15 protein-coding genes, 1 riboswitch and 1 other annotated feature are annotated in these 14,113 nt (G+C 43.9%); all 15 genes read right to left on the bottom strand.

Annotated features, from left to right (window positions below; all coding sequences use genetic code 11):
• Positions 1 to 16 precede the first annotated feature (16 nt).
• The 15 genes from thiE to MHB63_19180 all read right to left on the bottom strand — a co-directional run bounded on the left by thiE (position 17) and on the right by MHB63_19180 (position 14,043).
• Positions 17 to 658, bottom strand: a complete 642-nt coding sequence (gene thiE / locus MHB63_19250) for a thiamine phosphate synthase (GenBank protein ID MEK3808665.1) — start codon at positions 656 to 658, stop codon at positions 17 to 19.
• Positions 639 to 1,466 (bottom strand): bifunctional hydroxymethylpyrimidine kinase/phosphomethylpyrimidine kinase, encoded by an 828-nt coding sequence (gene thiD, locus MHB63_19245; GenBank protein ID MEK3808664.1) that lies wholly within the window; start codon positions 1,464 to 1,466, stop codon positions 639 to 641. Before thiD ends, thiE begins: the two co-directional genes overlap by 20 nt.
• Positions 1,463 to 2,275, bottom strand: coding sequence for a hydroxyethylthiazole kinase (gene thiM / locus MHB63_19240; GenBank protein MEK3808663.1), 813 nt, complete (start codon positions 2,273 to 2,275; stop codon positions 1,463 to 1,465). Before thiM ends, thiD begins: the two co-directional genes overlap by 4 nt.
• Positions 2,276 to 2,326: 51 nt before the next feature.
• Positions 2,327 to 2,435: riboswitch (TPP riboswitch) on the bottom strand.
• Positions 2,436 to 2,476: 41 nt separating this feature from the next.
• Positions 2,477 to 3,595: an endospore germination permease gene (locus MHB63_19235; GenBank protein ID MEK3808662.1), complete on the bottom strand. Its 1,119-nt coding sequence runs from the start codon at positions 3,593 to 3,595 to the stop codon at positions 2,477 to 2,479.
• Between the two features lie 26 nt (positions 3,596 to 3,621).
• Complete coding sequence (locus tag MHB63_19230) at positions 3,622 to 4,800, bottom strand: Ger(x)C family spore germination protein (protein ID MEK3808661.1); 1,179 nt, start codon at positions 4,798 to 4,800, stop codon at positions 3,622 to 3,624.
• A gap of 10 nt (positions 4,801 to 4,810) precedes the next feature.
• Positions 4,811 to 6,289: a spore germination protein gene (locus MHB63_19225; protein MEK3808660.1), complete on the bottom strand. Its 1,479-nt coding sequence runs from the start codon at positions 6,287 to 6,289 to the stop codon at positions 4,811 to 4,813.
• 102 nt (positions 6,290 to 6,391) lie between these two features.
• Positions 6,392 to 7,744 carry a sodium-dependent transporter gene (locus MHB63_19220; GenBank protein MEK3808659.1) on the bottom strand — a complete coding sequence of 451 codons (1,353 nt, stop codon included), beginning with the start codon at positions 7,742 to 7,744 and terminating at the stop codon, positions 6,392 to 6,394.
• A 61-nt stretch (positions 7,745 to 7,805) separates the two neighbouring features.
• Positions 7,806 to 8,025 (bottom strand) — a binding site (T-box leader).
• 73 nt (positions 8,026 to 8,098) lie between these two features.
• Positions 8,099 to 8,365: a hypothetical protein gene (locus MHB63_19215; GenBank protein MEK3808658.1), complete on the bottom strand. Its 267-nt coding sequence runs from the start codon at positions 8,363 to 8,365 to the stop codon at positions 8,099 to 8,101.
• Positions 8,366 to 8,570: 205 nt separating this feature from the next.
• The gene (locus tag MHB63_19210; GenBank protein ID MEK3808657.1) at positions 8,571 to 9,233 is read right to left on the bottom strand and encodes a prolyl oligopeptidase family serine peptidase; all 663 of its coding nucleotides are present in this window, start codon (positions 9,231 to 9,233) and stop codon (positions 8,571 to 8,573) included.
• 134 nt (positions 9,234 to 9,367) lie between these two features.
• A complete protein-coding gene (gene yidC / locus MHB63_19205) occupies positions 9,368 to 10,198 on the bottom strand; it encodes a membrane protein insertase YidC (protein MEK3808656.1) in 831 nt (276 codons plus the stop codon).
• A complete protein-coding gene (locus tag MHB63_19200; protein MEK3808655.1) occupies positions 10,141 to 10,503 on the bottom strand; it encodes a hypothetical protein in 363 nt (120 codons plus the stop codon). The genes yidC and MHB63_19200 overlap by 58 nt, the downstream gene beginning before the upstream one ends.
• Positions 10,504 to 10,635: 132 nt before the next feature.
• Entirely contained in the window at positions 10,636 to 11,094 is a 459-nt protein-coding gene (locus tag MHB63_19195) for a DinB family protein (GenBank protein ID MEK3808654.1), read from the bottom strand.
• Positions 11,095 to 11,116: 22 nt separating this feature from the next.
• Complete coding sequence (locus MHB63_19190) at positions 11,117 to 12,403, bottom strand: MerR family transcriptional regulator (GenBank protein MEK3808653.1); 1,287 nt, start codon at positions 12,401 to 12,403, stop codon at positions 11,117 to 11,119.
• A gap of 141 nt (positions 12,404 to 12,544) precedes the next feature.
• A complete protein-coding gene (locus MHB63_19185; protein ID MEK3808652.1) occupies positions 12,545 to 13,318 on the bottom strand; it encodes a glucose 1-dehydrogenase in 774 nt (257 codons plus the stop codon).
• Between the two features lie 158 nt (positions 13,319 to 13,476).
• Complete coding sequence (locus MHB63_19180) at positions 13,477 to 14,043, bottom strand: YtxH domain-containing protein (protein ID MEK3808651.1); 567 nt, start codon at positions 14,041 to 14,043, stop codon at positions 13,477 to 13,479.
• Positions 14,044 to 14,113 lie beyond the last annotated feature (70 nt).

The raw sequence follows: 14,113 nt of genomic DNA, 5'->3' as shown, positions 1-14,113 counted from the left end.
TGTGCCCGATGTTTTTTTAATGAACAGATTTTAGTAATTTCTCCGCTGCTCTGCATGGATCTTCGGACAGGCTAATAGCTGAAATCACGGAAACTCCGTCCCCTCCTGCTTCTATAACAGCACGGGCATTGGCTGATGTTATTCCGCCGATGCCGACAATGGGAATGGAAATCCCCGCCTTTCTTACTTCTTCAATCAAAAGGGTCCCTTTTACAGGTTCAGCATCTTCCTTCGTTGCAGTTGGATATATGGGCCCTGCCCCAATGTAATCCGCACCATCTTTCATTGCCTTTTTCACCTCTGCCATCGTATGGGCAGAAACGCCGAGAATCCTGCTCCCGATTCTTTTTCGCACCTCTCCCGCATCAGCGTCATCCTGTCCAATATGCACCCCGTCAGCATCAAGTTCGACTGCAAGGTCAATATCGTCATTGACAATAAAGGGAACGGCATGCAAAGCGCAAATCTTTTGGAGACTTCGCGCAAGTTCGCGTTTATCCATTCCTGTGCGTGCATTTTTTCCTTTTTCACGGTATTGAAACATCGTGATTCCGCCTTTTATAGCCTGGAGCAGCACGTCTTCAGGTTCTTTCAGGCAATTGGTGCTTCCCATGATAAAATACAGGTTCAGTTTCTGCCTAAGTATGCTGCTTTCCATATCGTCCCGTCCTTTTTTCCTGATAGGCCCAATGATTCGTTGGACCGTGTCCGTTACCAAGCTTGAGATCTTTTTTTATCGCGGCATGAATAAAATCGGCTGCAAGCTGAACTGCAGCCGGAACACTGCACCCCTTAGCAAGCTCGGCAGTAATCGCAGCGGCAAACGTACACCCTGTCCCATGTGTGTTTACAGTTTGAATCCGTTCGTTCTCGAAAAAGAAAAATTCGTTGCCGTCATAGAGCATGTCGATTAATTGCTCAGTCTCCTCTGCGTGCCCGCCTTTAATCACCACATATCCTGCTCCAAATGCATGCAGCTTTTCTGCAGCACGTTTCCGATCTTCAATCGTTTCAATTTTTATGCCTGAGAGAACCTCTGCCTCCGGAATGTTCGGGGTAACAACGAGTGCGATAGGCAGGAGATGAGTGATCAAAGAGTCAATCGCTTCCTGCTGCAGGAGTGACGCACCTCCTTTTGCAATCATAACAGGATCAACGACAACCTTTTCCCAGCCGAATCGTTTAATCTGGGCAGAAACAGCTTCAATGATTTCACTGCTGAAAAGCATGCCTGTTTTCAGTGCATCTGTTCCAAGATCTGTACCTATCGCTTCTATTTGCTTAATGACCGCTTCTGCCGAAAGCGGGTACACGCCGTGCACGCCAAGGGTATTTTGAGCTGTCACTGCTGTTATAGCCGACATGCCAAATGCACGGAGCTCCTGAAATGTTTTTAAATCAGCCTGTATTCCTGCGCCCCCGCCGCTGTCAGAACCTGCTATAGTTAATGCTCTTGCAACACTCATGCAAGCACCTCCTCAAGCTTCATGCGTTCTCTCAAAGCTTTTGGCTCAAGATAATAAAGCTTATTTAAAAACTCGATTTGAAAGCTGCCAGGTTCATGTCTGTTCAGCCTTTCCACTGCTGCTTCTGCAGCACATCCATAGACAGCGGCAGCGGCAGCAGCGGCAAAAACATACTCTTTTTCAACTGCACAAAACGCTCCGACAACTGAGCTTAACAAACATCCTGTTCCAGTCACTTTAGTCTGAAGCTTGTGGCCGTTATTGCAGCTGAAAAGCCGTTCACCGTCTGAAATAAAGTCCGTTTTTCCGGTAATCACAACAACGGTGTTCAGCTGCTTTGCAGCTTTAACGGCAAGTGATGAAGCATCTCCTGCCCCTCCTGCACCTGAGTCGACCCCTTTTATCTCCCAGTTTTCACCGGCAAGACTTGCTACCTCTGCAGCATTGCCCCGGATCACTGCAATGTCCAGCGTTTCGGCAAGCATTTTGGCCGTTTCCGTCCTGTAAGGTGTTGCCCCTGCTCCAACCGGATCTAAAATAACCGGAACGCCATGCTTATTGGCAGATGCCCCTGCAATCAGCATCGACTCTACTATTCTCTCATCCAAAGTACCGATGTTCAGTACGACTGCACCCGCTATTTTAGCCATATCCGCCACTTCTTCTTTGGCATAGGCCATGACGGGAGAAGCCCCAAGAGCCAAAAGCCCGTTTGCCGTAAAATTTGTGACAACTGTATTTGTTATGTTGTGCACAAGCGGATTTTGTTCTCTCACTTTCTCCAAAATTAATTCTGCTTGAATGGACATGATCGTTTCCCCTCCAATATAAATAAGCACTATGCCGCGGCAAAGTGCTTACAGGTATCCCTATAATTTCCCTGCGCTGGCATTATCCAACAGGTTCATCCGGTCTGCAGCAGTTAGCCGCACTCTCAGCCTGATTCCACAAGCTCCCGTTATGTTATGTACTTTGTTTCAAAGTCTACTCTTCCAAGGAAGATTTTGCAACTATTTCTCTTGTTCAGCCGTCTTCTTTTTCTTAAGCATCATCTTGAGAAGAAGGATTGCAAGCAGCAGCAGCGGAATTCCGAATTGAAATGGCAGATGTATATATTTTGGAACGATTTCAAGACCGGTTTTCGTATGCTCGACTATACTTGAATCCATAAAAAAGGTGGATGCAAATCCAGCTGAAAGGACCCCGTATACGAGATAATTATTTTTAACCCGGGGCATAATCTCAGACAGGCTTTTTATAGAGGCATAGCAGAGAAGCACCACTTTTATAAAACCTACAAAGAAAAAAACAATGACAGACAGGATTTCGATGTGCTGAAAAAAATCCAGCAAATCAATCGTTTCAATTGATTTAATGAGGGGATAGGAAAAATAGACCGCGATTTTCGCCCCGAGCATGCCGATAATGGATTCTGTAATGGCAATGATAATGAGACCGCTGAATACAACAGCCATCCATCCTCTTTTAAACAAGTAGGACTGGTCATTCACAGCGGGAAAAATCATGAGGAATGTAATCAGTTCTCCGAACGGAAACGTTATTTTTGCCGGAAAAACAGATCCTATCACAGACCTCCAGTCAGGCTTTATAAGAGGCAGAACGTTTGTCCATTCGAACATTGGGTTCAAAATGGTTATGAGTGTGGTCAGCGCAATCATCATAATACTTCCGAAAAAAAGCAATTCCGATACTCTTGCAATCGCCTCTAATCCTAATATGCACGCATACCCTGCCAGCAGAATGAAGACAAAACCAATGACCCATGTTTCAATGTTGTAAAAAAGGACCGTGCTGATGAAAAACTCAAAATCTTTCACAACTCTCATCCCGATATAAAGAAAGTAGACCGCGTACAGGCAAATGAAACATGTCCCTATCCACTTGCCGAAACTTGTCTTCAAAAGCTCTGTAAAGGTTTTTCTCCTGGGATCGATGCGAAGAATCCATATATACAAAAAATAAATGACGATACCTGCCGCCGTGGCTATCATATTTACAAGCCAGGCTTCTTCTTCAGCATCCAAGCTGAGCCCTACTACCACTGTACTGCCTAATAGAAAAAGAACCATTAAGGAAAAAACTTGATAAGGTGTAATCTGCTGATTCATCATTCATCATCCTTTGCCTGAAAGGGTTACGGTATCCGGTTCACATCTCCAATATCTTCAATCTCCAAGTTCACTTCTATTTCTACCGGAACCTCAGGATATAGTTCTTTCCATTTCTTGTTGATTTCCTGAAATTTATATGGGTTTCTCAAGTAGACTTCTTTTAGAAAGCCAAGAAAGTCATTGTTTTCTTCCTGACTTCTGGCAATCAGTCCAGCCATCTCCCTTTTTAAGACTTCTTCAGTCTTAGATTCTAAATTAGGAAGATCATCCTGTCTGCATGTGCTTTCAAATAATTCCCCTTTCATCTTCCGTTCGACTTGAAATGAAACCATTTCATTGCTGTAGACTGGCTTTACACTGGTTTTTGACTTTTTAATGTGTACGGTAAAAAAACCTGGATCATCAGCTCCGCATTGCGCCTCAATCGTCGTTTTTTTTGTACCGTTCGTAATACCAAGAAAAATCTTGCTCTCATCCCTGCTTAAATAACCAGCAAGCTTGTCCTTTTTGAAATAAGCCATTCCGTTCAGGATTAAAAGAACCTCCGGCTCAGGAGAAGAAATATTCTCTTGTGAGGAACCTATCTCCTGATCACTGCTCAGCGTAACATAAGGAAGAGCTGTTGCTTTTATATTTCTGAGAAGATCGTTCATTACTTTAACAGGATATACACTTGCCACAGATCCAAGATTTAATTCATTGCTGTGTACAATGTCATTGATTCTTTTAGATGAGACCTTTTCAGCCGGGGTAATAGTCTTAATAATTTTGCTTGCCGGATAATCTTTTGTCACCATAATTTTTATGCTTGAGGAAATTTCAGATTCTGTCAGAAACAAGGCCAGTATCTCATGAATTCCTTTTTCTCTTGCTGTTTGTTCTCCAATGACAATCAAATCGGCGCTGTCGAGAAAAATTTTCTTTGGATTACGGTTTAAGATATTTTTGACTGCCTGAGAAATTGTTCTGCCTGATTGCTGGTAGATAATTGAACCCGGAACTTCTCCCACTGAATCAGGTTTAGCTGCGGTATTGATCATCTGAAGTGTTACTTCATACCCTTCCTCACTGGAATCAATTCCTATCGCACTGACGATGGAAATTGATTTAATCAGGGTATCCTCTACATTCTTTGAAATAACCACACTGGAACCAAGAGTAAGAATGACGAAAAATATAAGTCCCCATGCTTTTTTCTTCATCGTGTCCTCCTTACTTGTTTTTCAGCTGATCTTTTTCTTCTTTAGTAAAGGTCTTCTTATTGTTCAGCTGTTCATACATAGGAACCCTGAATGCAGCATCCTTTTGATCTCCTGGCTTAAAAGGAGCAAACGGTGCAAGATACGGCACCCCGAATGATCTTGATGAAGATAACTGAAGCAGGTAATACAAAATCCCTGCAATAATGCCGAAAAATCCTAAAACGGATGCCAGAAACATAAATACAACAGTCAGCTTTTGAGAAACGGTCGCAAGAGAATAGACCGGAATGATGCTTGAAAAGATGTAAGAGGCACTTAATACAACAAGCGTAAAAGGCTGAACAAGGTAAGCTTCCACTGCCGATTGTCCGAGTACAATGGCTGCAAAAACAGTGACCGTAAACACAACGGATTGAGGAAGCCTGAGCGAACTTTCGGTAATAATCAGGATCAGAAAATAAAAAACGATCGTCTCAACAACTGTTGGAGCAGGCACAAGTTCCCTCTGTGTGACAATTCCAACAAGCAGATTTGTCGGGATCAGACCGGGATGATAAATCGTAAAAGCAATATAAAGGGCTGGGAGAAGAATGGAAAAGCAGTAGATTAACATACGTGAAAGTCTCTTTGCCATAATCTTTTTTGTCAAAAAATAATAATCATCCGGTGACTGAAACAGCTGCACAAACACAGTCGGCAAAGTGACCACAAACGGTGTCCCGTCAACGATGAGAGCAATTCTCCCTTCCATAATTTCACTGCAGACAACGTCCGGTCTGTCCGTTGAAAGTGTTAGCGGGAAGATGGAGTTTGAAGACTTTTGCATGGTCTCTTCAAGGTAGTTGGAATCAAGAATGACGTCCATTTTAATAGAGGAAAGCATCTTTTTTAGCTCTTTTAAAATTTCCTTGTCAGCTTTTCCTTCCATGTAAATGATGCAAATCTTAGTAGTTGAATCAATCTCTGGAGACTCTATTCTGAGTGCCGGATTTCTGATTATTTTTCTGATCAGAGCCGTATTCGAAGAAATATCTTCATTGAATCCAATGTCTGGACCTTTCAGTGTCCGCTGAGCTTTCGGATTTGAAATACTCCTTTCAGGAAACTTGTCCGTTCCGGCTGTAATACAGCTCGACTGACCTTCAAAAAGAATGACCGTATTGCCAAAAAGCAGCTCATTTACCGCGTCATTCATGTTTGTTATTTTCCTGGTGTCCTTCAGAGCAATAACATGATCCCTGAGGAAATCAACGGTATCCTCTGCTGCCTCGGCCTTTTCTGCATCAAATGAAGCAAGTGATGGAAGAATCAGCTCCTCCAGCTGTTTGTTTTCAACAATCGTGCTGATATATACGATTAAAAAAGTAAATCCGTTATTTTTCATTTCTTTAAATTTCAAATCCGAACTGTTACCCAGCTTCTCACAAATCAGCGATTTGCCGGCATGCAGAGATTGGGGTATTTTTTCAGGAGCAACCATTTTCGACATGCGCAGTCCCTCAATTTCAATTTAGTCATGGATTAATATTCCTTAAATTCCCCTTGAGTATACGCAAAAAGGACCCCGCAGCAGCGGAGTCCTTTCCATTACTTATAAGAGCTTCCAAACTCCCATTACGTCAAGCAAAACCAGGAAAATGGCAATTGGCGCCACGTATCTCATGAGCAGGAACCACACATTGAACAGTCCTTTGGATAAAGAAGATCCTTTAGAGAGCTCTTCATAAAGAGCTGATTTTTTCATTTTCAGCGGAACAAAAATAGAAATAAGCAGGGCCCCCACAGGCATCAGAATATTACTGACCAGATAATCCGCCGCATCAAAAATGGTTTTGCCGAAAATGCTTACGTCACTCCAAACTCCAAATGATAAAGCTGATGGTATGCCTACTAAAAAGATTAGAAGTCCAATCGTCCAGGACCATTTCGTCCGTTTTTCAGAGTCTCCTTTTGATAATACAGAGACAATAATTTCAAGCATGGAAAATGCCGAAGTTAAAGATGCAAACAGGAAAAGCAGGAGGAATGCTGCAAAGAATACCATGCCAAATGCCATTTGATTAAAAACGGTCGGCAATACGTTAAAGAGCAGCACCGGACCGGCATCTGGCTTCAGGCCAAATGAAAACACGGCCGGAAAGATCGCAAGTCCCGCAAGAACAACAATAAAAATGTTCATTCCGACAATCGAAAACGCAGATTGAGGCAGATTGGACTCTTTCGATAGATAAGAGCTGTACGTTACCATAACGGAAACACCGACACTCAGGGTGAAAAAGGATTGTCCCAGTGCTGCCAGAATGGTTTCTGACGTTAATTTTGAAAAGTCCGGCTGAAACAAAAAGCGGACTCCTTCAATCGCCCCGTCGAGCGTAAGCGATCGGAAAATCAGCACGATAAACAAAAGAAATAAGACCGGCATCATAAATTTACTAGTGCGCTCAATCCCTTTTTGTACCCCTTTTGCTACAACCGCAATGGTGATTGCCATGAAGACAAGGTGTGCACCGACGCTTAAAACAGGGTCAGTGATCGTTTCGCCGAACAGCTGTCCATATTGCTCCTGACTGAGTCCGTTTAAATCACCTGTCAGTGTTTTTAAGAGGTAGAGAAGAATCCATCCTCCAATGACACTGTAGAATGACAGCAGAATAAAACAGGTGATCATTCCTAAATACCCGACAGAAAACCATTTTGTTCCCGGCGCGATTGCTTTATATGATTGGATCGCATCTTTCTGAGTGCTTCTTCCAACCGCAAATTCTGCCAGGAGCAATGGCAGGCCAAGCAATAATGTGAAGAGAAGGAATATAAAAAAGAAGGCTCCCCCGCCGCTGACTCCCGCTATATACGGGAATTTCCATATTGCCCCAAGTCCGATTGCCGATCCTGCTGCAGCTAATATAAATCCCAGTTTTGAAGACCACTGCTGATGTTCTCTCATTATGCACCTCTCATGATTGTGTCTTTATATTAATGAAAACGCAAAAAAGCCGCCCCCTGAATGTAGGGGCGACTGTTCATCGCGGTACCACCCTAGTTGAGAATACAATACTCTCCGGCTCTTAAGTCGATATCGGGACAACCCGTTCATTCCTTCCGTCAGGTCGAAACAAAAACTCAGGGACCGAAATTCATCCGCATTGTGTGTACTGACTTTCACCTTGCGTCAGCTCTCTAAAACAGGGACAATGTGATTACTGTGTTTCCCATCAACGTTACGCTCCATTAATTTATAGATAATTTAAACATCTCAGGACTGCTGATGTCAACCTGTTTTTTTAAATGGCACCTTTCTTCACTCATCAAATAGATCAGGCTCATTAAATACAGTCAGTACTTTTGATGCACAATTCAGCTTGCAGTCGAGGTTCCAGACGGTTTTTTTAAAGCACATGACCTCCGGGCTCTCAAGGTAAAACTTTAAGAGGACGTCAGCTTCGGCATCGATAATTGCATAATTTTCCCTGCTTTTGAACAGCTCGAAATCCTTGTGCATCACAAGCTTCCAGCCGTCGCTCAGCGGAAATTCCTTAAAATCCTTAGTGAACTTTTTTAAATTCATGAAGCCCTGCCTCCCCTGCACTGATGTGTTTTTAAAAATCATGCTTGTTTCTTTTCCTTATGCATGGTATATTACTAGAGCGATGAGCTGAATTGTGTAAGCCGGAGAACATGCGGATTCCCGCACACATGAATGTGGCATGTGGTTCTTCGCCTCAATACGCAAGGAGACGACTGGTTTACCAGCGTCTCCTTTTCTATTTTATTTAAGCCTTGCTCTTGCTCAGCATCCAGTTGTACAGTTCAGGATCATTGTATGCCTGGACCCATGAATCATGTTTGACTCCTGGATAAGATGTGAATGCTACATTGCCGCCTGCCTGCTTTAAGGCATTAACCATATCCAGGCTTTCCTTGATTGGAATGACATCATCGTCTTCTCCGTGAAAAATCCAGACAGGAATCTCTTTCAGCAGGCCTGCTTTCTCCGGACAGCCGCCTCCGCATACAGCAGCAAGGGCTGCGAATGTTTCCGGCATTCTTCCTGCGAGTTCAAAAGCTCCATATGCCCCCATGCTCATGCCAGTCAAATAAATCCGGTTCTTATCGACTCTGTAGCTTTCCACAACCTCTTCCAGCAAAGCGGCAGCACCGTCGAGCTCCATGATCCAGTTCGACCTTCTTGCCGTGGATACCGGGCATTGAGGAGCGAGCAGGATGAAGGGAAAATCTTCTCGGTCTGCCACCTCCGGGAGCCCTATCTTTCTGACGTCTTCAGGATTTGTGCCCCGTTCGCCTGCCCCGTGAAGAAACAGAACAAGCGGCACTTCTCCGGTCCCTTCTTCATATCCTTCAGGTAGCTTCAGTAAATAAGAGAGCTTTGCCTCTATTTTTTTCGTGATGGTTTTTTCAAATACGCCGGACTTCATCTGCTATAACCCCTTTTTTAATCGTCTTCTACATACATTCTTCTTTTCAAGGCCAAATCCTTTTTTGAAAAGATGAAAAAAGACCGGAGATCAAAGTCTCCGGTCTTTATCATGAAGGAATAGTCGTTTTAGGTTTAAACGGGTGCTTCTGCTTTACTGTTTCTGGTACTGTCCGCATGAAACAATTTTTTTGTCAGGAGAGTCTGCAAAATCACAAACATCCCTCCGATGGTCCAGTACAGCGGAAGAGCTGCCGGTGCTGTCAGCGAGAACATGCCGATCATGACAGGCGACAGATAGCTGAACATGGCCATTTGTTTTTTCTGCGCTTCTTCAAGCCCGACGAGCGATACTCTTGCCTGAAGAAAATAGATGCCTGCTGCGAGAAGTGTCAGAACAAGATTCGGGCTGCCGAGGTTAAACCATAAAAAGGAATGCTGGGCGATTTCAGGCGTTCTCTGAATGGCATAATAAAATCCTGTCAAAAACGGAAGCTGAATGAGAAGCGGCAGACATCCGCCAAGTGCAGCAAGCGGATTGATCTGGTGCTTCTGATACACTTTCATCGTCTCCTGCTGAAGTTTCGTTTTCGTCTCGGCATCTTTTGCTTTTTTCATTTTTTCCTGAATGACAGACAGCTCAGGCTGCGCCTTTGCCATTTTCCCCTTCATTTGCATTTGATCTTTAGACTGTTTGAGTGCAAATGGAAGAAGAACGAACCGGATCATTAACGTTACGAGAATAATTGAAAGCCCGTAGCTTCCCTGAAACCATTCGGCAAACGTTTTTAATAGCAGTGAAAATGGATAGACAAAATAGTGATTAAAAAACCCCGGAGTAACGCTCGATATTTCCTGTATGCCTCCTGAGCCTGCCTGCTGGCAGCCGCTAAGAATAATGAGCAGGCCTAATCCAAGCAGTGCAAGTAATACGTTCCGAGAGATGAATGCAGATTTCTTTTCCATGTAAATCCTCCTTGTTTTTCATTGATTATGAAAGATTCAAGAAGGAAACCTGACGGAGTATCATCTCCTGCATCATACCGCCTCATCTGCCTGATGATCCAGACAATGACCGCATTTGTTTCATTTTGTCTCCGCTGTGAAATCAGTCTGTCTTTATGCTCATGTCTTTCTGCCATTTTCATAGACGGGTGTTTTTTAAAGGACTGATCCAGCAGATAGCCGCAGGCAAAGATCGCAGCTACTGTAAAGAAAAGGCTGATCAGGGTCAAATAAGGTGTCAGTTCGTGTGAAAACTCCATCATCATGTGCTGCATTCACCTCCTTTTATTACACTAAGTATAAACCTCAGAAACAGAAAAAGAAAGCGGATGTCTGTCCATTGCAGGGAGCAGGCAATAAAAGAGCCCGCCGGCTGGAAATTGGCCGGCAGGCTCTGGTTATCCTTTTTTTACATACAGCGGAAGTTCAGTATGCCCGAGGAGACGGGCATATACAAACAAGTTGCCTTTGTGGTTTACCTCGTGCTCAATTCCCATCTTTACAAGAGATGCACCAGTAGTCTTGAATCCAAAAACATTTGTCAGATCAATCTCGCGTGAAAGATCATCATCAGTAAGGGATTCCAGGAGCTGGACGGTTTTCTCCGTGTAAAGCTTAACAGCCTTAAGCGGGTCTGGTTCGCTGACATCCTCTTTTTCCATAAGCGGTTCAGAGCTTCCCGCTTTGGCAACAGCCGTAAATTTGTACATGGAAGTTGCCATATGAACAGCCAGTTTTGCAATTGACATAGACGATTCGGAAGGCTTGAAGTCCGGGTCATCGTTTCTCATAATGGAAAGCAGTTCGAGTGTAACAGCTCTGTGTGACATAAAATGTCTGATTAATTTCGTGTTCATCGTTATCCTCCGCAGGTTAAGGTTATTTAGCAAATCCCATAAACTGCTTCAGCATCGAAAGGCCATATTTGCGGTCTGCACGTTCCTCTTTTTCTTTTTGCTGCTGTACGAACGCAAGAAATTTTTGTTCTCTCTGTTCAATGTACTGCTTGGCAAGCTCCCGTTCATACTTGACCTCATCGTGGAACATTTCCCGTTCGCTGCTGGCAGATTCATGGATTACGTTCAGTTTATCATGAAGGGATGCATAATGTCCTTCCGCAGCATGCAACTGCACTTCCTTCATTTCGCTGAGTTTTTCCTTCAGGGCCGAAAACTGGCTTTTTGACATGGTCAGCTGCGTTTTTGCATGTTCGTTTACTTTATTCTGAAGGCCGGAGAATTGGCCTAACTGCACTTTCGTCTGTTCATCCATCTTTGAATGAAGCGAAGCGTATTGTTCTTTTGCTGCCTGGAGCTGTATTTTGGCCTGTTCATTAAGCTTAGTGTTCAAAGCAGCAAACTGGCCTTTTACGGCATTGAACTGAGCTTCCTTCTGCTCGTCAAGCTTTGTCTGCAGCGCAGCAAACTGGCCTTTTGATGTCTGCTGCTGGGATTTAGCCTGATCATTCAGTTTGCTCTGGAGGGCTGTGAAGTGGGTTTTGGCCGTTTTCATTTGTGCTTTAGACTGCTCATTCAGCTTATGGTGGATCGCCGTAAACTGGTTTTTAGCGGCATTCAGCTGCAGATCCGTCTGTTCTTCGAGCTTTTGCTGCAGCTCTTCCATCTGCTCTTTGGCAGCACTCAGCTGCGTTTTGGACTGTTCATTCAATCTGTGATGCAGGGCAGCAAACTGGCCTTTTGACGTTTGAAACTGTGTTTTTGTCTGCTCGCCAAACTCCTGCTTGACCGTTTTCTTGAGCTGTTCGATTAATGAAAGCTCCAGCTGGTCCATTTTCAGTTCAAGTATGTTGATGTCCTGTTTTCCTTTTTCTTCAATCAAACTGAAAATCTCTTCAAGCGCCACTTTAATATTTTTCTTTGCAGAAAGTTCTGCATCCGGATCCATAACGGCAGCTGAGGCTGCAGCGGCTTCGCCTTTTCCGTTCATAGCAAGCATTTGGACGATTGTCTCATGATCGAGCTGGCTATCCTTCATATGTTTAATTTTTCTCAGCATTTCAATATTTTCAGGCGAGTACACCCGGGCATTTTTATGATCCCGTTCGATTTCAAGAATGGCTGTAAACTCTTCTTCCCACATTTTCAAAATATAGGAGGATTCCCCCAGCATGGAAGCTACCTTTGAAATACTTACCTTTTTAGACATATAAAACCCCGCCTTTTCTCATTTTTTTGTTGCCTACGTTTTCGAGGCGGGGATAAGGAAAATCCTGCAAGTCGACAAAGGTTCCAAAATAAAGTCAACATCTCATGAATTGAGTTGAATTTCGGCATTTTCCGCAAATGATTAGAAACCGTGAATCGTCATGCCACCATCGACGAACAGCGTCTGGCCGGTTATGTAGCTTGCTGCATCGGAGCCGAGGAACACGGCAGGTCCCACAAGTTCAGGCAGCTGACCGATCCGCTTCAGCGGTGTTACTGCAAGAATATCAGCTACATACGCTTTATCGTGCAGAATTTTTTCAGTCAGGGGTGTTTCGAAATACCATGGCCCGATAGAGTTCACCTGGATGTTATCCTTCCCCCATTCAAATGCAAGCACCTTAGTCATCTGAATCATCGCTGCTTTTGTCTGTGCATACACAACACCTGTTCTGAGGGCTGTCTTGCCTGCGACGGATGAAATATTGATAATTCTTCCGCCTTTCCCGTTTTTCTTCATCCATTCTGCTGCCTTTTGCGACATAAAAAAAGCCGATTTCATATTTGTATTTACAATCGTTTCCCACTCAGACTCTGTCACATCAAGCGCTTTTGAACGGATATTCATACCGGCGTTGTTTATGAGAATATCAACATTCAGCTGCTGTGCTTCAATCTCAGCAAATACATTCTTAATACTCTGCGTGCTCGTCACGTCTGCAGGAAGCGGATAGGCTTTTCGGCCTTTTGCCCTGATTTCTTCTGCAACAGCCTGCAGCTCATCTTCTGTTCTGGAGAGGAGAATCACATCAGCCCCCGCCTCGGCATACCCAAGTGCAAGTGCGCGGCCGATTCCCCTTCCTGCACCGGTAATCAGTGCTGTTTTATTTTTCAGATCAAATGATGGCAGATACATGTTTGATGCCTTCTTTCTCTTTTTTCTTATATTTTATCATAGAAGTTTGAGTTTTCAGGAAATGATGCTGAGGGAGGTTACCTTCTGCCGCAACAAACTTTGCGGTAAGGGTCTTTACATAAAAAAGAACTGCCTGAAATCAGGCAGCTCATGTCTATTTAAAATTTCCCTGCATTTGTGCCGGGGATTGACGTTTGGTTTTGCGGTGTTTCAGGAGCTTTTTCTGTATCAGACTCATTCCCGCCTGTCAGTTCAGCACCTGCTTCTTTTACCTTGGAGCCGATGGATGCAAGATCCTGCTGGGCATCCTTGGCAGTTGCCAGCGTTTCGTTCGAAGCTTGAATGACATCGTTGACATTGCCCCGAACGTCTTCGTTTAAGCGGTCATAAAGGCGTTTCGCTTCGTTAATCGCATCTTTAAGTGAATCTGCTGCGGATTTAAACTGCGTGACAACCTGATTTTTAACTTCGCCTGGATTTTCTTTCACTTGTGTGAAAACCTCTGAAGAGGAATCTTTAATGCCGGCGGCTGACTTTTTCACTTGATTCCGCGTATTTTTATCAAACAATGTGACCAATCCGCCGATTACTGCTCCAGCGAGAATACCCGCAGCAAGCTTGCTGCCTTTCGACTTTGTTTTCACTTCCGGTGCTGCTGTGACAGCCGGTTTAACTGCTGTGTTTGTTGGTTGAAGCGTGTTTTCGTTTGTGCTTTGAATCGTCATCATGATTCCTCCCTGTAGATTAATGTCATATTGCGTACATACCCTTAATGATTTCTTTACGAAACATCCT

The sequence above is a fragment of the Bacillus sp. FSL H8-0547 genome, from assembly GCA_038002745.1.
Classification (GTDB): Bacteria; Bacillota; Bacilli; order Bacillales; family Bacillaceae; genus Bacillus_P.
Note: the sequence above shows the minus strand (reverse complement) of the source record. Positions and strands in the feature narration are given on the sequence as shown.

Bases quoted from the DNA above. Each gene is read 5' to 3' on its own strand.
- MHB63_19200 (MEK3808655.1), bottom strand. From the start codon at position 10,503: ATGATGATGGAGTTTTCACACGAACTGACACCTTATTTGACCCTGATC.
- MHB63_19180 (MEK3808651.1), bottom strand. From the start codon at position 14,043: ATGACGATTCAAAGCACAAACGAAAACACGCTTCAACCAACAAACACA.
- MHB63_19190 (MEK3808653.1), bottom strand. From the start codon at position 12,403: ATGTCTAAAAAGGTAAGTATTTCAAAGGTAGCTTCCATGCTGGGGGAA.
- MHB63_19185 (MEK3808652.1), bottom strand. From the start codon at position 13,318: ATGTATCTGCCATCATTTGATCTGAAAAATAAAACAGCACTGATTACC.
- MHB63_19215 (MEK3808658.1), bottom strand. From the start codon at position 8,365: ATGAATTTAAAAAAGTTCACTAAGGATTTTAAGGAATTTCCGCTGAGC.
- MHB63_19210 (MEK3808657.1), bottom strand. From the start codon at position 9,233: ATGAAGTCCGGCGTATTTGAAAAAACCATCACGAAAAAAATAGAGGCA.
- thiM (MEK3808663.1), bottom strand. From the start codon at position 2,275: ATGTCCATTCAAGCAGAATTAATTTTGGAGAAAGTGAGAGAACAAAAT.
- thiE (MEK3808665.1), bottom strand. From the start codon at position 658: ATGGAAAGCAGCATACTTAGGCAGAAACTGAACCTGTATTTTATCATG.
- MHB63_19195 (MEK3808654.1), bottom strand. From the start codon at position 11,094: ATGAACACGAAATTAATCAGACATTTTATGTCACACAGAGCTGTTACA.
- thiD (MEK3808664.1), bottom strand. From the start codon at position 1,466: ATGAGTGTTGCAAGAGCATTAACTATAGCAGGTTCTGACAGCGGCGGG.
- MHB63_19235 (MEK3808662.1), bottom strand. From the start codon at position 3,595: ATGAATCAGCAGATTACACCTTATCAAGTTTTTTCCTTAATGGTTCTT.
- MHB63_19230 (MEK3808661.1), bottom strand. From the start codon at position 4,800: ATGAAGAAAAAAGCATGGGGACTTATATTTTTCGTCATTCTTACTCTT.
- MHB63_19220 (MEK3808659.1), bottom strand. From the start codon at position 7,744: ATGAGAGAACATCAGCAGTGGTCTTCAAAACTGGGATTTATATTAGCT.
- yidC (MEK3808656.1), bottom strand. From the start codon at position 10,198: ATGGAAAAGAAATCTGCATTCATCTCTCGGAACGTATTACTTGCACTG.
- MHB63_19225 (MEK3808660.1), bottom strand. From the start codon at position 6,289: ATGTCGAAAATGGTTGCTCCTGAAAAAATACCCCAATCTCTGCATGCC.